The organism is Luteibacter sp. CQ10 (genome assembly GCF_040900725.1).
Classification (GTDB): domain Bacteria; phylum Pseudomonadota; class Gammaproteobacteria; order Xanthomonadales; family Rhodanobacteraceae; genus Luteibacter.
Genome location: NZ_JAEUYM010000001.1, coordinates 956,667 through 976,441, shown reverse-complemented (window position 1 = coordinate 976,441; position 19,775 = coordinate 956,667). Strand labels below are relative to the sequence as shown.

Below are 19,775 nucleotides of genomic sequence, written 5' to 3'. Positions count from 1 at the left end.
GTCTATGCACGCTATCTGGTTCCAGGCGTTCTGCAAGCCCAGTGGGGTGCGCAATACATCGTCCGAGCCCTGCGGCAGCGCGGGGATGCAGCGCGCCTAGCGGCCGCTCAGCTCGGGTATGCTTTGGGCCGAGCGTTCGCTGCAGCCAGGGGGCAGCCGATGGACACGAAGAAACTCATCAAGGATGTGCTCGACGCGCACGAAGCCGGCAGCTTGCGCCATTACATCGTGGCGCACACACCGGGTGGCGGCCTGTCCATTTCGGCCGACGGCGCGGAGGACCACGCCCGAGCGATGGAGGCGTTGGCGGCCATGCAGCGCTTGGCGTCGGCCCCGCCGTCTGTGCTGGTCGCCCCTGCCCCGCCCATGGCGCCGGCGAAGCCGACGCTGCTGTTGAGCGCGGCGGTTGAGCTGTTCTTGAAGCAATTCGGGCAAAAGCAGCGCGCGGAGAGCAACGTGCTCGACACCGGGCACACCCTGAAGGTGCTGGTCGGCGTGGTCGGGGATAAACCGCTTGCGGAAGTCGATGCCCAGGACATGGACGCGTTTTTCGATGCCATCGGACACCTGCCCCCGAACGCGACCAAGCACTGGCCGCAGCTGACAGTGACCGAGGTGATCATCAAAGCCAAGGCCGAAGGCTTGGCAGGCTTGAGCCATCGCACGCAGGAAAAGCACCTCGATCGCTTGAGGGTCTTCTTTGGCTGGGCCTTCGAGCGCGGCGACATCGCACGGAACCCGGCGAAGACGTTGCACGTCATGACCCGGGCTCAGGAGGACGCATCGACCCGCGAGGCCTTCACGCCCGCCGAGCTGGCGCGCATCTTCGACCCAACCACGCGCGCCGCGGAGTGCGACCAACCGCATCGCTGGTGGGGCCCGCTCCTGGCGCTGTTCACCGGCGCGCGGGTCACGGAAATCGCTCAGCTATGGACGGACGATCTCGAAGAGATCGACGGCATCTGGGGCTTTCATTTTGCACCGCGGACCGAGCGCGGCCAGCGCATCAAGAATGCGGTGTCAAAGCGTTTTGTCCCCGCGCATCCGGCACTCCTCGAGGCCGGACTGCTAGCGTACAGGGACGAAGTCGTCGCGACCTTTGGTACGTCCCGACTGTTGCCAGGGCTTTCCAAGAACAAGCCCGGCGACACACTCGGCGACTGGTTCAACAGAACCTATCGTAAGGTGGTGAAGGTCGATGGTGTCTTCCACGGGTTCCGGCATACCTTCGCCAGCCGCGCGGAGCGCTGTGGCCTGTCCGATGCCCGGCTAGGTCGGCTGACGGGCCACAGCGCGGGCGGGTCCGTGCTGCGCAGGCACTACATTGATCCACCCACTTTGGCCGAGCGCGCAGCAGATATCGCGAAGGTACAATTCGAGGGGCTGCCGACGATTGCGTCTTACCATACCGGCCAGTTTGCACCGTTCTTCGCTGTTACGCAGCGACGGATAAAGATTGAAGTGGCAAAGGAGACCCGAAGGCAACGGAATCTCAAAAACGGCTAGAAATAGCAACGTGTCGTTGGAGCACGCTCGTGCGACCCACGTCATGCGACGCCAAACTTGTCATTGAAATCCCCGTGTCGGCGGTTCGATTCCGTCCCGAGCCACCATTTATTCAGTGACTTAGCCCGCCCTCAAGCGGGCTTTTTCTTTTGTGTAGCCACTGTGTAGCCACACGTGCCCACGCACGGTTGGCACGCGCTAGCATGTGCACATGACCCCGACCTCTTCGACTTCCGCGTTTCTTGACGATCCGCTGTTGATGGCGATCGAGGCCTTGCCTGCAAGCAAGTTGCTCACGCAAGCTCAAGTCTGCTTGCTACTCGAGTGCACCCCTCGCTGGTTGGAAGAGCAGCGCTCGCGGGGCGCGCCGCCTCCGTATGTGCAACTGGGCGATCGCATGGTGCGCTACGCCGTGGGTCCGCTGCGCGAGTGGCTCAACCGCACCATCGACCAGGCGCCCACCTCCCCCTCCGAACAACGCAAGCGGGCCGCCGACGAAACCTTGGGCTTCAATGAGCCCATCTTGCGCGGCGGGCGCCGGAAGAAGCTGCCCACCGACACCTTCGGCCGGTTCATCGCGCTCGCCCAGGCGGCGGATGAGTGGCCGTTCGTGCTGAAGGGCCCCTACGGGCGGCCCATCGACTTCATCAGCGCCCTAACGTTCGACGTGACCGACGAGGACGCCTCGGTGTGGTTGAGCCTAGAGGCGTTTGCCAGCCAGGTCAGTCGAGCCCTCCTCCACGAAAAGGCAGAGCGGTCCGTCAAAGGCATTGAGAAGGTCTTCAGCGGTCGCGAAGTCCCTACTCGCGATGGAGACCGCCTATAACGATATCGGCGCTGAAGATCGCTCTACGGTCTCACGATCTGTGATCGAACCCGCCTCGAAGCTGCGTGGGCAACTGCGACATGACGGAAAAGGGGCCGCCACGCGCATGGGGCCCACGGTGATCGCCACTACCTTGGGGTACTAGTGGCACGACACCCTCCACGCCTTACGGGCTCGATGCGCCAACGGGACACGCCAGAGGCGCTGGAAGCGACGAGTGGGCCGCTCCCGTCGCGACGGCGCGTCCGATTCGCTGCGCACCCGGGCCAAGAGCCGACCGAGGCAACCCAGCAGGCCTCGAATGATCTAGCATTTAACCTAACCGCCATCGGAGAGAAACTCGCCGCGGCGGACGCATTTAGCAATTAAGGACGCCCTACCCTGTGATGACCGGCACACTCAAGTCCCAGATTGATCAAATCTGGAACGCCTTCTGGAGCGGTGGCATTTCGAACCCGATGGAGGTCATCGAGCAGATGACCTACCTGCTCTTTATCAAAAGGCTGGACGAGCTGCAAACGGTGCAAGAGAAGAAGGCGAGTCGGCTCAAACAGCCGGTCGAAAGGCCTATTTTCGGACCGAAGCAACAGAATCTCCGTTGGTCGGTCTTCCGCCAGATGGGTGACCCAACCGCCCTCTACCAGACGGTGTCCGAGAAGGTCTTCCCCTTCATCAAGACCCTGGGCGGCGAAGGCGGCACCTCCACCTATTCCGCGCACATGAAGGACGCCCGGTTCACCATCCCTACCCCGGCCCTGCTCACGAAGGTCGTGGACATGCTGGACGCGATCCCGATGGACGATCGCGACACCAAGGGCGATCTCTACGAATACATGCTCGGAAAGATCGCGAGCGCGGGCCAAAATGGCCAGTTCAGAACACCGCGTCACATCATCAAACTGATGGTGGATATGATGGCGCCCAAGCCATCAGACACGATATGCGACCCGGCCTGTGGCACCGCCGGCTTCCTGGTGGCTGCGAGCGAATACCTCCGCACACATCACGCCGACGAGATCTACGCCGATAAGAATTCCGCGAAGCGCTTTAACGCCGACACGTTCCATGGGTTCGATTTTGACAGCACCATGCTCCGTGTCGGCTCGATGAACATGCTGCTGCACGGAGTAGAAAACCCGGCCATTGAGAATCGAGACTCGTTGAGCGAAGGCCACGCCGGTGTCGAGGGGCAGTTCAGCCTGATCTTGGCCAATCCACCGTTCGCCGGCAGCCTGGACTACGAGAGCACGGCCAAGGACCTTCAGGCCATCGTCAAAACCAAGAAGACCGAGTTGCTTTTTGTGGCTCTATTTCTTCGCTTGCTCAAGCCCGGTGGCCGTGCTGCAGTAATCGTGCCGGATGGCGTGCTGTTCGGCTCATCCAAGGCGCATAAAGCGCTCCGGCGGACCCTCGTCGAGGACCATAAGCTAGACGGAATCGTTTCGATGCCGTCCGGCGTATTCCGGCCTTACGCTGGAGTATCCACAGCCATCCTGTTGTTTACAAAAACTAACTCAGGCGGCACAGACCATGTCTGGTTTTACGATATGCAAGCGGACGGCTATTCGCTAGATGACAAGCGAAATCCCCTTGACGAAAAGAACCACCTTAAAAACAACCTGCCTGACATCCTTGCTCGATGGAACGCCCGCAGCACGGAAGCCTCTCGTAGCCGCATGCAGCAAAGCTTCCTCGTATCAAAAGCTGAAATTGCGGATAAGAACTACGACCTGTCGATCAACCGCTACAAGCAGGTAGCTCACGAGGAAGTGCATCACGCCGCGCCTCTCGTCATCCTGGCTGAGCTTAAGGCTTTAGAAGCCGAGATAGCGCAAGGAATGGTGGAATTAGAGGGGTTGCTCGCGTGACGACGAAGGAAGTCTCACTCGGGGAGATTTGTGAAATCACGATGGGCCAAGCTCCCGACGGCGAATCATACAACACCGAACAAATTGGAATTCCATTGATTGCGGGCGCCGGAGATTTTGGCGTGATAACTCCTGAGCCCTCAAAGTTCACCACTGCTCCAACTAAACGAGCGAAGGTAGACGACATCATCCTTTGCATTCGTGCAACGATAGGAGATCGAAATTGGGCGGATCAGCAATACTGCCTAGGACGTGGCGTCGCTAGCTTGCGTGCTGAGAGCAGCCGGCTTGATCAACGCTTCCTTTGGCATTGGTTAGGGCACGCGTCGCCCGCACTAAAAGCGAAGGGCCGGGGTGCGACATTCCTCCAGGTCTCAAAGGCTGACATCGCCTCGCTAAGGGTATCGCTGCCATCACTCCGAACCCAGCGTCGCGTCGCCGAAATCCTCGACAAAGTCGAAGACCTCAGACGCAAGCGTCGTGAATCGGTCGCCGTGCTAAACCGCCTCCTACGTTCGTCGTTTCTCGAAATGTTCGGCGATGTGGCGACTAACCCAAAAGCTTGGCCTATCGGGCGGCTTGCTGATCTCGGCGATCTGGAACGGGGAATTTCAAGGCACAGGCCTCGTGGCGCGCCTGAACTCCTTGGCGGAGACCACCCACTAATTCAAACAGGCGATGTAGCCCGATCTTGCGGCTACATCAGACAATTCTCGTCTACGTACTCGGACGCGGGATTATCTCAGAGCAAAAAATGGCCGCGTGGGACGCTTTGTATAACGATAGCCGCAAATATCGCGGATACCGGGATTCTGACTTTTCCCGCCTGTTTCCCGGACAGTGTAGTAGGGTTCACGCCGAATGATGGAAGTAACGTAGAGTTTGTCCAGGGCATACTCGGTTTCTTAAAAAAAATCATCGAGGAAACTGCGCCACAAGTTGCGCAGAAGAATATTAACCTGGCGATCCTCCGAGACCTTCCGATTCCTATTCCACCGAAATCGCTTCAAGATAAATGGGCGAGATTTGCGACCCGAGTGGAGGAGATGAAACAGGACCTGTACGCAGCCCAGAGAGGTATGGATCGCATGGCCGCCGCAGTGCAATCAAAAGCCTTCGCAGGAACGCTTTGGCCATGACCAACTTCCAGTTCCTCCACTCCGAATTCAAGCCGCTCTTCGACCCGGCCAAGGGTGCGGAGCAACTGGTGTATGCCGATCCACGTGCGTGCTGCATGCGCACGCGTCACGCGCTTGAACAGGCCGTGCACTGGCTCTATGAGCACGATCGCGACCTGCGCATGCCGTATGACCGCAATCTCAATGCGCTTCTGACAGACCGCGATTTCGAAGCACTACCGCCTCCAGCAGTTTTGCAAAAGATGAGGTTGATCCAGCGGTTCGGCAATCAAGCCGTGCACACGAGTCAGCCGATTGGGCACTTGGATGCGCTGAAGCTGGTTCGGGAACTGTTCCATGTCCTCTTCTGGGTGGCGCGCACCTACACGCGGGCCAGCGACCCGAAGAGCATCACAGCCGATTTCGAAGAGCGTCGTGTTCCGAAGCTCGTGCGCGAGGACGAGGCGATTGGCCTCACGAAGGACGAGCTGAAGAAGCAAGAGGCCAAGTTTCAAGAAAAGATCGACGCACAGCACGCCATTTTGGAAGACCGCGAAGCCGCCATCGCGGCCCATTCAGCGACTTTGGCCGAGCGTGAGGCCACCCTCGCTCTCGTCAATGCAGAGCTAGCGGCCGTTCGCGCCGAAATCGCCCAAGCAAAGGCGGCGAACATCGAGGTGCCCGATGGGCACGACTACGACGAGGCCGACACGCGCCGGTTCTTCATTGACGTGCTGTTGCGCGAGGCGGGTTGGTCAGTCGGAGGCAACGCGTCCATTGAGGTGCCCCTGACCGGCATGCCGAACGAGGGCGGCGAAGGCTTTGCCGACTACGTCCTGTGGGGAGCAAACGGCACGTCTCTCGCGGTGGTGGAAGCCAAGCGAAGCCTGAAGGACCCCGAAATCGGCCGTCAGCAGGCCAAGCTATACGCAGACTGCCTTGCCACGATGACCGGCCAACGCCCCCTCATCTTTTATACGAATGGCAACCATACGTGGTTGTGGGACGACCGGCGCGCGCCGCCGCGCGAGGTCCAAGGGTTCTACAGCCGCGAGGAACTGGAACTTGCTATCCAGCGCAGGGCCCTCCAGACGGATGTCAGCGCACTTCCCATCGACAACAACATCGTGGAGCGCTCGTACCAGCAGCGTGCCATTCGAGCCATGACCGAGGCCTTGGCCCATGGGCGCCGAGCGGGCCTCCTGACGATGGCCACGGGCACCGGCAAGACCCGCATGTCCATTGCGCTCGTCGAGCTGCTGATGCGTGCCAATTGGGTCAAGCGTGTGCTGTTTCTTGCCGACCGTGTCGCCCTCGTCAATCAGGCCGCGAACGCGTTCAAAGCGCACCTGCCGCACTCAAGCCCGGTCAATCTGGTGACCGACAAAGATGGCCAGGGACGCGTCTACCTGTCGACCTACCCCACCATGATGGGGCTCATCGACCAGATGGAGGGGGAGCGACGCAAGTACGGGGTCGGCCACTTCGATCTCATCATCATTGACGAAGCACACCGCAGCGTTTACCAGAAATATGGCGCCATTTTCCGCTACTTCGACAGCTACTTGGTTGGGCTGACGGCGACCCCTCGCGACGAGGTCGACCGCGATACCTATCACCTGTTCGGACTGGAGACCGGCGTACCGACCGACGCCTACGGCCTCGAAGAGGCGGTGGCCGATGGCTACCTGGTCCCACCCAAAGCCCACTCGGTGCCACTTACCTTTGTGCGAGAGGGCATCCGCTACAGCGATTTGAGCGAGGCGGAAAAAGACCACTGGGACTCGTTGGATTGGGGCGATCGCGCCGGCGAAGACGAAGAGAACGGCGCGCCAACCGAAATCTACGCATCCGAGGTCAATAAGCAACTGTTCAACGAAGACACCGTCGACAAGATGCTCAAGCATCTGATGGTCAACGGCCTCAAGGTCGACGGGGGAGACACGCTTGGCAAGACGATCATCTTTGCCGTCAATCAACGCCACGCCGATTTCATCGCCCAGCGGTTCGATCATCACTACCCGCACTACAAGGGCGAGTTTGCACGGGTCATCACTCATGCGGTGACCTACGCGCAGAATCTCATTGACGATTTCAGCAGCAAGGTCGGCCGACTGCCTCAGGTCGCCATTTCCGTCGACATGCTGGACACTGGTATCGATGTCCCCCAGGTCCTGAATCTGGTCTTCTTCAAAGCCGTGCGTTCCAAGGTCAAGTTCCTGCAGATGATCGGCCGAGGAACGCGACTATGCCCCGGTCTGTTTGGACCTGGACTCGATAAGACCGAGTTCTACATCTTCGATTTCTGCGCCAACTTTGAATACTTCAATGAGAACCCTCGAGGCGCCCTCGGAAGCGCGCCGGAGCCTCTGGGCAAGCGCCTATTCAAGGCCCGCCTGGATCTCATTGTGCTACTCGCCCCGAAGGAGAGCCATGCGTCCATCACCCCAACGCCAAGCTGGGGTCCTGAAGCGGAATGGGTGACGCTCAGGTCTGAAACCAAAGATGCATTGCACGACGAAGTGGCCGCGATGAATCAGGACAACTTCATCGTGCGAACCGAGCGTGAGCACGTCGTTCGATTCGCGGAACGCGATGCATGGCAGACTCTGGATGATTCAGCGCTCGGCGACCTTCGCATGCACGTCGCTGGACTCCCCAGCGAGCGCGCGCCAGAACACATCACAGCCAAGCTCTTTGATTTGCTGTGCCTGAACCTCCAGCTCGCCCTGATTCGATCGACGTCGGACTTCACCAGCAACCGGGATAAGATCGTTGATCTGGCCGCAGAGCTTGAAGGGAAAGACACCATTCCGGCCGTGCGCGCGGAATTGGCTCTGATCCAAGATCTGCAAACCGAGGACTATTGGAAGGGCGTCACGCTGCCGATGATCGACCAAGTGCGGCGCAAACTGCGCGGCCTGATTCAATTCATTGAGCGCAGGGCCATCGAGCCGGTGTACACGGTCCTGACCGACGAGATCGGTGAGGCCACCGAAGTTGTTCTGAAGGATTTCAGCACGGGCATCAATCTCTCCCAGTACAAAAAGAAAGTTGAGGCCTACATCCGTGCCAACGAAAGCCATATCGCCATTGCAAAACTCAAGCACAACAAGGCACTGACGCCGACCGATTTGAGTGAACTGGAACGCTTCATTTACGAATCGGACCCCGTGGAGAGCCGCGAGCGCTTCGAGTCATGCTATGGCCGCGAGCAACCGCTGACGATGTTTATCCGTTCGCTGGTGGGGCTTGATCGGAATGCTGCCAAAGAGGCCTTTGGCCAGTTCTTGGACGAGAACCGCTACAGCAGCCTTCAGATTCGCTTCGTGGAGCTGATCATCGAGCGGTTGACTCGGTTCGGGGTGATGGACGCCGGCCAGCTTTACGATCCGCCGTTCACGAGCCTGCATCACGAGGGGCTCGACGGAACGTTCGATGACGGCGACGCTAACGCCATTGTTGACGCGTTGGCCGAAATCAGCCGTCGCGCTGCCGCGTGACGCCGAAGTCGCTTGTCTGCCTGCTCTAGTAGCGCTCTAAGCGAGAAACTCAACGCAGCGAAGCACTACAGACACGGCGGGCACAGCGTCTCACATGAGAAGCGTCGGCTGCCGATGGACGTGTCATGCAAGGACTTAGCCCACGCCGAGGGCGGGGTAGAGCGGGCCACGGAATCGCACCAACTCTTATCTTCCTAAGCTTCAATGACTTATACGAAGCGGCACCCGACGCCATACCTCAGCAACGCACCTGGTTCGTGCGACTGTCGGCCGGGTCGGCACCTTGGCTGAATTCAAACAGCAGAATGACCCGGCGGCCCCTGGTTGCGGCTGGCATGGATTCACGGGTGTCGACAGGTGGTGCCTAAACCTCCCGAACCAGCCTGGCGCGCCGATTTGCAATTCGCGCAGAGCGATGTTATTCACTACGTAACGGCTGATGCTTCGCCCCCTCAACGTCACCGATCCGCTGCGGCGCATGCTGACCTTGATGGCCCGATCTCGCTGTTGCCGAAGCCCTGGTGTATTGGGCATCTTCTTACTTCATCGAGATCATTTCTATGTCGCCTGAAATTCAGGTCGCTGCGTCGCGTTTCTATCTTTTGTTCGACGTACTTCGCCAACTCCATCTGGCGCCCAACCGTGTCACGCAACGCGAGACGGTTGAGCAAGAGATGACCACCATGGCCGCAAGCCTAAATTCCCACGGCGCGGAAGTGCATTGGGTGCCGCCGCAACATGTCTTTGAGTCGCATCGCCCGGTCATCACCAATGCATCTGGCGCGCCGGTCTTGCCCATGCACGGCCGTCTTGATGTCGAGCGCCAGCTTTCCGCTCTCATCGCATAGACCAAAACCTTTCTCAATCTTCAGCGGCCCGCGCACTGATAATCTAGGTGCGCGGGCCCCGCAGTAGAGATATCAATGTCAGCTGCGACGGCGGGCTTTTGTTCGTGATCCAGGCGTTGCTTTCCGCTGCGACAGGTTCCATTGGCGTAGTCGAGCCACGTCCGCGCCATCACCCTTGAACCAGTCGATCTCCAGCGTCAATACCTGCGCGCAACCGAAGGCGTACGCAATTTGAGCTGCCACATCCTTGTCTGACGGGGGGCGTTGACCCTCCCGTCTGGTCGCCGCGGCACGCGCACGAGCCATCGCTGTCAGAATTTTAGGAAAGTTTCGGGCATTAATCCGACCACCTTGGCCGCAATCCATGATCTTCTGCAGCAACTCTTGAAGGTTAAGCACATGGCCCAGCGGCGGTGTGGCACCGGAGAGCGGATTAGCTGCAACCAACGACGCTACGTCCGCATTGGTCCAATATGGATGCGTCGTTCGTTTAGCCATGAACGCATTTTCGTGGTTCTTCAGTGCTTGTGAGTCACAGAACAAGCTACCTAGCGGGTCAAACCCCGCAACCGGCGCGTAATGGGGTCGGGCATCGAGAAACAGGCCGCCGAAGACCACGGACGGGTCAATGTGAGCGATCTGCCGGTCCAATTGTTGGGAAAAGTGAGACTGCGTACCCTTGGTGACGTAGTCCCACTTTCCTCGCGGCTCCGGGAATGTCGGGCGCTTAGCCTCAAGTGCCAGCAGTTTGTGGCCATCGGGTGAGTGAAGATGAATCACCACATCGATGCCGTAGTACTGCTCGGTCTTTGGATCGACCACTTGGGCGTAGGCGCGGCACTTGCCTCCGATAAGATGCCAAAGATCGCGCACACGCGACATCAACGTAGCCATATAAACGGGCTCGGTGAACTACCGTTTTGTTCGAGAGTTCGTTTCGGGTAATGGCATCTGCGGTATAGACGACGTGCGGAAACAACCGATGCATCTCTTGGCCCCTTCACGGTGATCGAACGATGATTACCCGCTAGCTCCGCGAACGAAGTCATAGGCGGATGCGAACTGCGCATTCGGGCGCACTCACCGCGCCTTCGGACTTTTCCGCTTCCGACGAGAGGGGTCTGGCTTGTGCGGAAAGAGGCCGCGAATGACGCCCAAGAACGCGGCGAGCACGTTCACGGTGCAGCCGGTGGTGATGGCGATCAAGACATTGTTATCGAGTGGCGCGACACCAGTTGCGGTCTTCATGGCGGCTTGAAACCCTATGATGACCACCCAGAAGCTCATGCTGCCGGTAGCCAAGGAATAGGCTTTGGTGGCGCCCCATTTGCGCAGTTCGGTTGTGGTCACCGACGCCGCGACCTTCGCCTTCAGTCGCTCTGTCTTCTGCTTGGTCGCTTCGCGCGCCTCTTCGTCGGCGAACTTCAGCTCGCCGAGCGCACGGCGAAGGCTCTGATTGCTGTTCCAGAGTTGCTCCCACGACGGTTGGCCTTCGTCCCATTCGACAAAGTAGTCAGAATCGGTGGGCGGTGCGTCCTCGACCGGCGCATGCTCGGCCGCCTCGGCCGCATCCTGCGCTTGCAGTGATTCCTCAATATCGTGGAGGAATCGCTCATAGGCGTCGTCTGATTCATCCCCTGGATGGTCTCCGGCTTCCTTTCCGTGCATCGAGGTCAGTCCGCGTCAGCCGCCTGTTCTTCTGCACGCTTCGCCATGCGCTTTTCTCGCGCATCGACAAAGTATTTGGCAATCAGTTCGTCTGGTATTTTCGCGCCACGAGCGCCGCCCGTTTTTTTCCGGGTGACATCCCACGGTCCGCCACGCACGTGCGAGAGGTCCGACAAGTGGAGGGCGCTCTTGTCACCGTAGGCCTTCCATACGGCATCCAGAAAACTGTTGACCTGTTCGCCTTTGGGCGTCGGCATTGGGTCGAAGGTCTCGCCGGGTTCGGCGAAGATATAGGCACCTTCGTCCATCCCAACCGCCAGGCGGTCGATCGGGGACGAACCACGGTCGCGGAATTCATTCCAAACGGTGCGGTAAACCGGACCGTAGTCCCAGGCTTCGGGGTCAGCGTCGATCAAGCGCCCTTTCCGCAGCGCATGCGAATGGCCCTGGGCGAAATACAGGAGTTTCTGAAGCTTCATGTTCGAAAGCGGCCGTCCATCGCGCTTAGCGCGCTCCAGGAAGGCGTTCGCAATCGCAAGCGGCGAATATGCCTTGGCCATAACAACCCCGTCCACGTTGGTGACGACTTGCGTGCCACGGCATGCAGTATGTCACCAAATGTGAGCTTTTTCACCGACTTCAAGGCGCTTGAGGCTCGCGCTGCCGCCCTACGGCGTCCCAGTGTCCTCAAGGGTCGCGGCCAGCATCAAAACGGCTGTCCCGAGCCCGGGCGATGGGTCGGCCCCTTCGGGGCCCAGCAAGAGAATGACCCGCTCGGCGAGCCGCTGGACTTTCCCCAGTTCAAGCTGCCGTGCGCCATGCCGAAGCAGCTGGGCGCTTCGCCGTGCCTCGTCGTAGTTTCGGGTCATCAAGCATTCGGCCAACAGCATGCCTTCGGCCGAGAGATCAGCGAGAGATGATTTGGCGGAAGCGTCGGGGGCCATGGCCCCAGCTTAGCCGTCTCGCGGGAACCCGGTTAGGAGAACCCAGCTGTGGCCAACCGCTTCTCCAACGTTGCCCCAAACTCTTCGAGTGTGTGGCCGCAGGCCCTACTCCAATCCAACAGCTAAAGGGCGTCCAGGCGCTTCTGGCTAGTCTCGCCTTGGCTGATGTAGTTCTGCTGCCGGCCGAGCCGCTGGGCGAGGTCTACTCCGTTATCGCCTACGAATACTCGAGCGGCGGCTCATCCCGTCTCGGTAGAGATTCAATTAGCGCCCCCCCTATTCATCCGGGATAACACCTGTTTAAACGAGCTACTATTCACGCTGGGAATAGGACAGAGGGGCATTATGGAAACATGGCTGGAGTGGTTACAAAATGAGTGGGTGTGGATATTTGTGAATATCGTCCTACCTATAGGACTACCGGTTTTCGGCATGTTCTTGATGCGCGTATCGATGCAAAAGCCCTTGGACCCCGCCGAGCGGAAAATCGCTTTGCGTACTCGGCGCTACGTGCTTCTGTTCAAAGATGGTCAGTTGGGGTGGGTCGCGCTCGTAATGTGCTTTGCCGCGGTCTCAGACTTTGCGGAGGGCCTAGTCAAAGGGCACAAAGCAGCCCCCGCTTGGACGATCGCCTTTCTACTTGGGGTTGCTCTGATCACTCTTCCCGCCGGGGTGTTCGCAACTAATGGCGCGGTTGACGCGGTTAAAGTGGTGGAAGCAAAATCGGCTAGGAACTGGTTTGGTTATTACGCAGTTGCGTTCTGGAGTACAATCGTTACCATTGGAGCAGCAGCGCTGCTCGCAGCCGCCCATTTTTGGTCTACAGCTCAATGAGTTAGGAGATAGCTATGACAGCCTTAGCTCAACGCATGTTTCCGATGGAGAGCGCCAAGCGCGCGCTAGTCTCACTGATCGCTGCGATTAGCGGTGCTATTGGAACGATTCTCGCGCTTGGCGTGGCTATCGCGGGCCTTTGATAGATCCACACTGATGCAGCATACGGGAAGGCGGCCGATGGCCGCCTTTTTTATGGGCACCTGCCAACATGGTAGGGAACAGAAGCCCCGGAGCAATGCAGCACCGTCTTCAGGGCCCGCGCTCGGACGGTACCTACGATGGCGCCATCGCGCCGCGGAAGTTGCCACCATTTACTCGACATGACTCCTCGTCGACTAGCGCGTTGGCAGGTCGTAGATGAGCACGTCAAGAGGGACTCCTCCGCGGCACCCGCTGCGGCGGCTTCTCTGGTAGAGCCTTCTCGTCGCTGGACAACGCGGCCTCCAGACGCCTCGCAAAATTCGTCAGCGATGTCCCGCAGGCGACACACCACTGGTGCAGTTGCAGCGCATCCATTCGGCGGGCTCCCAATTCGCAGTCCGAAGCGTAGGTCTGTGGCCGACCGAGGCGCTCCGTCAGCGCCTGCTGGGATAGGCCTGCCTCCACCCGCACGGCCCGGATCAGGTCCAGAACGAGTTGGTATTCGGGTTGATCGATGGATTTGGATGCTGGCATGGGCCGCTCGCTCGCTGCGGCCCGTCAAGGTATGCTCCACCAGAAATCATCTGATGTTCAGGTTATTCGATCCACGATGCGCGCCACCATCAGTCAGGGGAGCCACGGACATGCCCGCACCGATTCGCCACCAGCCCTTCGACTCACCAGCCTTCGCCGGCTTCCGACCCGGCATCCGGCTAGTTGCCGTGCTCGCCTGCTTCGCCTGGTGCGCAAGCGGCTCGGCAGTTGCAGCCACTGGCAGCCAGGCCGACGTCTGCTACTCCCCCGCCATCTCCAGCGATGCGCCGAATAAGCTGACGGCCTCGACGACCCTGGATTGCCCACAGGCCGGGCATAGCACGCTGACCCAGCTCGCCCAGTCCGGTTGGTCTGTCGCTTCGGTGCAGCCCGTCGTGGTCGACTACGGTGCCGACCCGGCGACTCGCACGCCCCGCAGCACCACCGTGTGGATGGTGGTGGTCCAGAAGGAGGCCCGCTGATGCCTGCGACTCTTTTCCGCTCGGTGCTGGCCGCGCTCCTGACGGGCATTCTTGCGGGATGCTCCCAGAGCGACGCCAACTCTCCAACGCCGCGCTCCACCTCCCCGGCTCATGCCGCCACGGCCGCAACTGCGGCGACGGGTGCGTCCCCTCCGACCGCGCCCGTGACCACGACTAACTCGGGCCAGATCACAGGTTCGCCGGCGGTTACCGCCGCCGAGAAGCCGTTCGAGGCTTACATGGTCCCGGACCACGACGGCCTCCGCTGGGTCGGGCTCTACTATGCGGTCACGGGGGCACCCATCGATGCCGCCGCGGTGGCGAACCGACTGGACCCGGCCTATCAGACGGCCACTGATGCCTTTGCCAAGCGCGACGCGCTGACCGCGGTGCAGGCCAAGCTCCAGCAGGCCATCGACGAGGCCAAGGCAAACCCCTACGTTCGGCTGCCGCCCGTGGTGACCCACATGCCGGCGTTCGACATCGATCACGGGCGCTACGACTTCAGCGACCTCATCGGCGAAGGGCGCGGCATGCACCTGGGCGACACGGGGGCCCAGGTCCGCTTTGCCGCGAGTCCGGGCCTGACCGGCTACGCGCCGGCGAACGAAGCCGAGGCCCGCGCCCTCGAGCACACGCTCGGCAGCAATCCGCTGGGGCGGCGAATCCAGATGGTGGTTTACGGGAAGGTGGTGGGCGGCACGCTGATGAGTGGCGAGCCGCAGCTGACGGTCATGCCGTCGCGGGTGGTCATCGAGAACTTCTATGTCGACGGCCACACCACCCCGCTGCTGACCGCCACCGTGGCGCCCTAGCCACCGTCTCGTCCTGACCGAGGTGCGCAGCCCTCGCCTTGGCCCGCAGCCGCCGGTTCAGGCGGAGTCGCAAGCCCCGGTCTTCCCTGCCCCGGTTCGTCCCCTCATCGCGTGGAGTTCGCCCATGACCGCGTCCGTCGCTTTTCGGTTGGGCCGTGCCGTCGCCGCCCTGTTTCGTGGAAAGAGCGGCGACATCCCGACCGCGAATCGTGCGTCAGCCGGTGTACCTCCGGCTGCCACCCTCGGCTGGCGAGCCGCGAAAGCCGAGAGCGCCACGTTGCGTCACGCGGTCGAACCGATGGAACACCACGCCAGCCTGTTGGCCCAGTTGGCCGATGCGTGGCTCTTGGCCGCCAATGTGCAGGTCACCGAGGTGGCGCAGTTCCACGCCAATGTGCGGCGCTCGCGCGAGTTCGCCGGGCTCATCGATGAGCCCGCGACCGCCGTGGTTGCTGAAGTCAGCCAACTGGAACAGCTGCGCGATCGCGCCGCGTGGTTCGACGCCCGCAAGGCCGCAGGTTCCCAGTTTGCCGACGCGGTCGACCATCTGGAGCACCAGCTGCGCGCCCGTCTGGATGCATTGATCGCCGAGTGCGGCCTGGATGCGGCGGCATTGCGCATGGACGCCGCGCGAAACGTGGCTGCACCGGAGCGCACGCAGGTCAACGCGTGGCTCGAGCCCGCGCCAGCCGTTGCCCTCTCGTTGAAGGATCTCGTGCGATGAACACCATGGATTTTGCGCGCTACAGCCCAAAGCAGGTTCAGGCCCACTGCGCGAACAACCTGCGCTCGCAGCGGCTGGATCCCAACTTCGCCATGTATCGTCGCGACGCCCTCGCCCGCTGCGCCCGGCTCGAAGCCGACATCGCAACGGAGGTCCGCGCGTTCCATGCCTGGCGCATCAGCTACATCGCGCCCCGGCGCGAGGCTTGGGGGCATCTGGGCGAAGCCGCCGAACAGGCCACGGTGCGCGCGTCCCAGTCGGTGATGCGACTTCGCACGACCTGGGGGGCATTGGCCCCGTTGCTGTCGGAGCCCGAGCGCACGGTGTGGCTCCAGCGAACCCTCGGCGGAGAATGACACACGCCATGGGAGACTCGTCTGGCGACGGACATCGGTGAAGCGTCTCGGCAATGGTGGGCCATCCATCGCCACGCGGATTCGGCAAAACGCCAAGACAGCACGGCCCAGGCGACCGCTGGACTCCCGTGGGCCCATGCGGCCATGGCATCCTCTCGGCGAGACGCTAACCCAACACGCAGGAGCACGCCCAGGGGTGAATGGACGCAGGAGCACGGACGACGCACGCAAGGTCTCGCATTGGATGCGATGGGGCCAGTATGTCGCTGTGGCCGCCGCTTACGAGGCGGTCTACGAAATTGTCTACCACGTCTCCTACGAGAGCTTTCTGCTGACCACCGGCTTACGCCTGGCGTGCATGCTCCTCCTGCCGCAACGCTTTTGGCTGGCCTTGGCGCTGGGTGAGGCCGTGCCCTTGGTCGAGAACGCCCTCTTTTGCGCCCACACCTTTGGCATTCCGTGGGCCATCCTGGCCTCGGTGCCCACCGTCGTGCTGTGGTGGCCCGTTTTGGCATCCATCCGGCGCCGAGGGACGCTCGCTGACGCCGATGGTCACGTGCGGATGCCCGTCATCCTCGGGGCCACCCTGGCCGTGTCCGTCATCACCGCGACCATCATGACCGCGAGCTTGGTGGCTGCATTGATGCATGCGCCCGGCCGATGGTCGGAAGATCCCCTCCGCTACTTCGCCGCCTGGCTGCTCGGGGCCTACCTCGGTGCCCTGACGTTGACTCCGGTCCTCCTGGCCCTGCACGAGCGCTATCGGGCGCTGGCGCACCTGCCGCTGAGCGCCGGAGTGGTGTGGCGCAGCCCGCTCTTGCGCGACGCGGTTGGCTGGGCCATGCCGGCGTTGACCCTCATCACCGTCTTGGCCTTGGCGGTGCCGATGGATGGCGCTCAGCAGCTCGTGCGCCTGGGTCTTCTTTGGCCAGTCGTTGGCTTGGCGTGGCGGCACGGCTGGCACGGCGCCGCGCTGGGCGGCATGGGCGCGAGCATCGCTTTGGCGGTGACTGCGCCCGATGCCATGGATGCTCAGACGATGGAGGTCCAACTGATCCTGACCATCGCATTGACCATAACGCTCTGGATCAGTGCCCGGTCGCACACGCCAGTGATCGATCGCGCGACACCGCCGGAACAATCGGGCGATTGAGACGTCAGTTGTCGCGCTTGCTGCACTTGCCCGGATCGGTGCATTCGCCCGGCACGGCCATCAGGCGCATCGTGCCGTCCGGCTGGGGTGAGACCGCAATGGAAACCGCCTCATCGCGATATACAGTCTCTCCCGCCGTGGCGGAACCGGCGGCCGCTTCGGACCACCGGTTCGCATCCACACCGACCGGCAGGTCCAAGGCTTGGTCATCGACCACCGCCACGGCGCCACGTACGGTGCCCGCGGCATCGTTGACTTGGACATATCGAACACCCGATCGCTGGAACACATAGACATGGAACCGGGGGCTGGCGCTCACGTCGGTCGCGTTGGGCCAAGATTGGCCCAAGCCGGTCGCCGGCAGGGTACCGGCGTGGGCCGCGCTGGTCAGGAGAGCAACGAACGCGACGGAAAGAAAAGCAAAAGAACGAGGATTCGGACGCATGGCGGATTCTCTTGGGTTGGTGTCCGAAGAGTATCGATGGATGCGTGCCGTCCTGCCTCACCGACGTAACTCATGCTCCACGCCTCCCAGGTTTAGGTCTTCACGAACCTGAGAAGCGCCTTGCGGCACCCTACGTCTGCGTGCCGATCCGCGCGGGTCGAGGCGTGGTGATTGCAGCGGCCGTCTTCCACCCCAAGGTGGCCGCTGCAAACAGGGCGAGCCTACGAACGCACGGTTTATGGCGCCCGACCCAAATTGGGCGAACCCATCCTGCAGCAGAGACCCCCGCCTATCGCGCGCCTTCGTCGTTCGGCCGCGGCTGTCCTAATCCTCCACTCTTCGCACTCCCTCCTCCCGCACCGGAGGCTGCGTTAACGACATTGGTGCATTTCCGGCAAGTCGTGTAATTAGGCGCATCCCTATATGCATGCCCATCGTACCCGGGGGAATGCACACTCAACCGTATCGACATTGGAACCTGGCACGGCTGCTCTCGCAGTTGGAGCAACTGGGCCACCTCACGGCGGACGCTCAGGCCCACGCACTGGGCGATATCGTGACGCCCGGCAAGCTCACCCGCATGCTTTGGGGCTGCCACATCCCGTCGCTCTTCGCGCGCGCTGGAACACGCCTGCGGTGCCGAAGGGATGGCTGGACCAACCACATCTGGCTGCCGACGACATGACTTGGCCCATGGAGTTTTTGGCAGAATTGAGGTTGGAAAGAAAGCCTTATGACGTGCGCAGGGAACGTCTAGGTCCCCTACCCGCGCATTCAAGCGAAGCGCCGGGATAGTCGGCAGCGTAGGTCCAGGAATGGCTAACGAAGACCCTTGGCCCACCGTTCCACCACCGCATGGCACGCTGCCTTCACGTGACAAAACCCTTGGCGACGCCAATTATCGTACCCGCAAAGCCTCCGTCAAAATGTTCTTGTTCAACGCATCGAGCTGGCCCTGCAGGGGATTGGGATTGGGACTGTCGCACGCAAGGTCGTGCGACGACGGAGTCGGAGCATTGATGTGGCTGAGACGGCGACGGGTGAGGGGTGCACGCTTAGCGGTGGTGAGAGGGCTCACGGGAACTTCAGTGATGAAGGGAAATATCGAGGGAACGCGATGGACCATCCGGCCCGTAAGCGCCTGCCTGGACGACCGCTAGTTCATGCCACCGGATTGCCAGAGGGGGCTCGACGAATGCGGCCCGGCACCGAGGGCGCCAAGCACGCGCGCGACAGCGCCAGCTCTGCTGGATTAAGCCCCGGCAAGTGCACCGCCTCGACGGCTTCACGTAGTCGCTCGTCTTGCAGCTGGGCCCTGGCTTGCTGGGTGGTCGGACCCCGGTCGTCCCAGGACGAAACCCGAAGGCCCATCAAGGTCTCCACAGCATCCACCGACGCGCCGCCGTCCAACGCCGCTTGCGCACAGGTGGCTCGCAGGTCGCGGGGTGTAGGTGCGTGCCTGCCAGCGTCCGCCAGCCACCGGGTGGATCGGCGCATCCAGCTGTCAATGGCGTCGCCGGGGCGCTTCGCCTCGGCCAGGTCTGGAAACAACGGGCCCTCCCGGCCTTCCGCAAAGTAACGGGAATGGGCGAAGCCAGGGAGCCGGAGGGCTTCGAGCGACACGTGCAACGGCACCGAGCGGACGGCGCGAGGCGACTGCTCCAGCTCGTTGTGCTTGGGAAAACTCAACCATGCACGCCCATGCCGAAAGGCAAACTGGCGGGTGTCCAACAGCGCAATGTCTTTGGCGGTCAGCGCCATACCCAACATCAACCGCGGCGCAAAGACATGCCACGGCTTTTCAGCATCTTCTAGGGGCCAGTGCAGAAGCAGGTCGTGCACATCGCTCGGGGAGAGGGCGTGGCTCAGATCCAAGCGACCGGAGCGGCGCGATGGGTCGGGCTCGGTGCTCACCGCACCGACGGGCGGCCGGTGTCGGGCCACGATGATGGATGAGTCAGAGACAGGGGACGGAAACAAATGCATAAAGAATCTCCTAGCAGGATT

At 61.4% G+C, this 19,775-nt stretch carries 20 protein-coding genes; 13 read left to right on the top strand and 7 right to left on the bottom strand.

The window, feature by feature from the left end:
• Positions 1-159: 159 nt before the first annotated feature.
• From JNG39_RS04450 to JNG39_RS04425, 6 genes are all read left to right on the top strand, one after another.
• A complete protein-coding gene (locus JNG39_RS04450) occupies positions 160-1,506 on the top strand; it encodes a hypothetical protein (protein ID WP_368309939.1) in 1,347 nt (448 codons plus the stop codon).
• 211 nt (positions 1,507-1,717) lie between these two features.
• Positions 1,718-2,332, top strand: a complete 615-nt coding sequence (locus JNG39_RS04445; RefSeq protein ID WP_368309938.1) for a helix-turn-helix transcriptional regulator — start codon at positions 1,718-1,720, stop codon at positions 2,330-2,332.
• Positions 2,333-2,718: 386 nt separating this feature from the next.
• Entirely contained in the window at positions 2,719-4,200 is a 1,482-nt protein-coding gene (locus tag JNG39_RS04440) for an N-6 DNA methylase (protein ID WP_368309937.1), read from the top strand.
• A complete protein-coding gene (locus JNG39_RS04435; protein WP_368309936.1) occupies positions 4,197-5,339 on the top strand; it encodes a restriction endonuclease subunit S in 1,143 nt (380 codons plus the stop codon). Before JNG39_RS04440 ends, JNG39_RS04435 begins: the two co-directional genes overlap by 4 nt.
• A complete protein-coding gene (locus tag JNG39_RS04430) occupies positions 5,336-8,821 on the top strand; it encodes a DEAD/DEAH box helicase family protein (protein WP_368309934.1) in 3,486 nt (1,161 codons plus the stop codon). Before JNG39_RS04435 ends, JNG39_RS04430 begins: the two co-directional genes overlap by 4 nt.
• 521 nt (positions 8,822-9,342) lie before the next feature.
• Complete coding sequence (locus tag JNG39_RS04425) at positions 9,343-9,669, top strand: hypothetical protein (protein ID WP_368309932.1); 327 nt, start codon at positions 9,343-9,345, stop codon at positions 9,667-9,669.
• 78 nt (positions 9,670-9,747) lie between these two features.
• Here JNG39_RS04425 and JNG39_RS04420 read toward each other — a convergent pair whose 3' ends face one another.
• From JNG39_RS04420 to JNG39_RS04405, 4 genes are all read right to left on the bottom strand, one after another.
• The gene (locus JNG39_RS04420; RefSeq protein ID WP_368309931.1) at positions 9,748-10,563 is read right to left on the bottom strand and encodes a hypothetical protein; all 816 of its coding nucleotides are present in this window, start codon (positions 10,561-10,563) and stop codon (positions 9,748-9,750) included.
• Positions 10,564-10,749: 186 nt separating this feature from the next.
• Complete coding sequence (locus tag JNG39_RS04415; RefSeq protein ID WP_368309930.1) at positions 10,750-11,337, bottom strand: hypothetical protein; 588 nt, start codon at positions 11,335-11,337, stop codon at positions 10,750-10,752.
• A gap of 5 nt (positions 11,338-11,342) precedes the next feature.
• The gene (locus tag JNG39_RS04410) at positions 11,343-11,897 is read right to left on the bottom strand and encodes a Panacea domain-containing protein (RefSeq protein WP_368309929.1); all 555 of its coding nucleotides are present in this window, start codon (positions 11,895-11,897) and stop codon (positions 11,343-11,345) included.
• Between the two features lie 108 nt (positions 11,898-12,005).
• Positions 12,006-12,281, bottom strand: coding sequence for a hypothetical protein (locus JNG39_RS04405; RefSeq protein ID WP_368309927.1), 276 nt, complete (start codon positions 12,279-12,281; stop codon positions 12,006-12,008).
• A gap of 345 nt (positions 12,282-12,626) precedes the next feature.
• On the opposite strand from JNG39_RS04405, the gene JNG39_RS04400 reads away from it, so the two are divergent.
• The gene (locus JNG39_RS04400) at positions 12,627-13,115 is read left to right on the top strand and encodes a hypothetical protein (protein WP_368309925.1); all 489 of its coding nucleotides are present in this window, start codon (positions 12,627-12,629) and stop codon (positions 13,113-13,115) included.
• 369 nt (positions 13,116-13,484) lie between these two features.
• Here the strand turns inward: JNG39_RS04400 and JNG39_RS04395 are convergent, their stop codons facing one another.
• Entirely contained in the window at positions 13,485-13,793 is a 309-nt protein-coding gene (locus tag JNG39_RS04395; RefSeq protein WP_368309924.1) for a helix-turn-helix domain-containing protein, read from the bottom strand.
• A gap of 110 nt (positions 13,794-13,903) precedes the next feature.
• Here JNG39_RS04395 and JNG39_RS04390 point away from each other — a divergent pair, with 110 nt between their 5' ends.
• From JNG39_RS04390 to JNG39_RS04370, 5 genes are all read left to right on the top strand, one after another.
• Complete coding sequence (locus JNG39_RS04390) at positions 13,904-14,275, top strand: hypothetical protein (protein WP_368309923.1); 372 nt, start codon at positions 13,904-13,906, stop codon at positions 14,273-14,275.
• Between the two features lie 164 nt (positions 14,276-14,439).
• Entirely contained in the window at positions 14,440-15,090 is a 651-nt protein-coding gene (locus JNG39_RS04385) for a hypothetical protein (RefSeq protein ID WP_368309921.1), read from the top strand.
• 124 nt (positions 15,091-15,214) lie between these two features.
• Positions 15,215-15,814 (top strand): hypothetical protein, encoded by a 600-nt coding sequence (locus JNG39_RS04380; protein WP_368309920.1) that lies wholly within the window; start codon positions 15,215-15,217, stop codon positions 15,812-15,814.
• Positions 15,811-16,170: a hypothetical protein gene (locus JNG39_RS04375; protein WP_368309918.1), complete on the top strand. Its 360-nt coding sequence runs from the start codon at positions 15,811-15,813 to the stop codon at positions 16,168-16,170. The genes JNG39_RS04380 and JNG39_RS04375 overlap by 4 nt, the downstream gene beginning before the upstream one ends.
• Positions 16,171-16,414: 244 nt before the next feature.
• Positions 16,415-17,323, top strand: a complete 909-nt coding sequence (locus JNG39_RS04370; RefSeq protein WP_368309917.1) for an MASE1 domain-containing protein — start codon at positions 16,415-16,417, stop codon at positions 17,321-17,323.
• A 4-nt stretch (positions 17,324-17,327) separates the two neighbouring features.
• On the opposite strand, the gene JNG39_RS04365 is transcribed toward JNG39_RS04370, so the two are convergent.
• A complete protein-coding gene (locus JNG39_RS04365; protein ID WP_368309916.1) occupies positions 17,328-17,768 on the bottom strand; it encodes a hypothetical protein in 441 nt (146 codons plus the stop codon).
• A 448-nt stretch (positions 17,769-18,216) separates the two neighbouring features.
• On the opposite strand from JNG39_RS04365, the gene JNG39_RS04360 reads away from it, so the two are divergent.
• Positions 18,217-18,453: a hypothetical protein gene (locus tag JNG39_RS04360; RefSeq protein ID WP_368309915.1), complete on the top strand. Its 237-nt coding sequence runs from the start codon at positions 18,217-18,219 to the stop codon at positions 18,451-18,453.
• Positions 18,454-18,929: 476 nt separating this feature from the next.
• Here JNG39_RS04360 and JNG39_RS04355 read toward each other — a convergent pair whose 3' ends face one another.
• Positions 18,930-19,754 (bottom strand): hypothetical protein, encoded by an 825-nt coding sequence (locus JNG39_RS04355; RefSeq protein WP_368309913.1) that lies wholly within the window; start codon positions 19,752-19,754, stop codon positions 18,930-18,932.
• Positions 19,755-19,775 lie beyond the last annotated feature (21 nt).

Coding starts and splice junctions, on each gene's coding strand:
- JNG39_RS04355 (WP_368309913.1), bottom strand. CDS start 19,754: ATGCATTTGTTTCCGTCCCCTGTCTCTGACTCATCCATCATCGTGGCC.
- JNG39_RS04370 (WP_368309917.1), top strand. CDS start 16,415: ATGCGATGGGGCCAGTATGTCGCTGTGGCCGCCGCTTACGAGGCGGTC.
- JNG39_RS04400 (WP_368309925.1), top strand. CDS start 12,627: ATGGAAACATGGCTGGAGTGGTTACAAAATGAGTGGGTGTGGATATTT.
- JNG39_RS04380 (WP_368309920.1), top strand. CDS start 15,215: ATGACCGCGTCCGTCGCTTTTCGGTTGGGCCGTGCCGTCGCCGCCCTG.
- JNG39_RS04390 (WP_368309923.1), top strand. CDS start 13,904: ATGCCCGCACCGATTCGCCACCAGCCCTTCGACTCACCAGCCTTCGCC.
- JNG39_RS04405 (WP_368309927.1), bottom strand. CDS start 12,281: ATGGCCCCCGACGCTTCCGCCAAATCATCTCTCGCTGATCTCTCGGCC.
- JNG39_RS04375 (WP_368309918.1), top strand. CDS start 15,811: ATGAACACCATGGATTTTGCGCGCTACAGCCCAAAGCAGGTTCAGGCC.
- JNG39_RS04430 (WP_368309934.1), top strand. CDS start 5,336: ATGACCAACTTCCAGTTCCTCCACTCCGAATTCAAGCCGCTCTTCGAC.
- JNG39_RS04440 (WP_368309937.1), top strand. CDS start 2,719: ATGACCGGCACACTCAAGTCCCAGATTGATCAAATCTGGAACGCCTTC.
- JNG39_RS04450 (WP_368309939.1), top strand. CDS start 160: ATGGACACGAAGAAACTCATCAAGGATGTGCTCGACGCGCACGAAGCC.
- JNG39_RS04360 (WP_368309915.1), top strand. CDS start 18,217: ATGCACACTCAACCGTATCGACATTGGAACCTGGCACGGCTGCTCTCG.
- JNG39_RS04445 (WP_368309938.1), top strand. CDS start 1,718: ATGACCCCGACCTCTTCGACTTCCGCGTTTCTTGACGATCCGCTGTTG.
- JNG39_RS04410 (WP_368309929.1), bottom strand. CDS start 11,897: ATGGCCAAGGCATATTCGCCGCTTGCGATTGCGAACGCCTTCCTGGAG.
- JNG39_RS04365 (WP_368309916.1), bottom strand. CDS start 17,768: ATGCGTCCGAATCCTCGTTCTTTTGCTTTTCTTTCCGTCGCGTTCGTT.
- JNG39_RS04395 (WP_368309924.1), bottom strand. CDS start 13,793: ATGCCAGCATCCAAATCCATCGATCAACCCGAATACCAACTCGTTCTG.
- JNG39_RS04420 (WP_368309931.1), bottom strand. CDS start 10,563: ATGGCTACGTTGATGTCGCGTGTGCGCGATCTTTGGCATCTTATCGGA.
- JNG39_RS04415 (WP_368309930.1), bottom strand. CDS start 11,337: ATGCACGGAAAGGAAGCCGGAGACCATCCAGGGGATGAATCAGACGAC.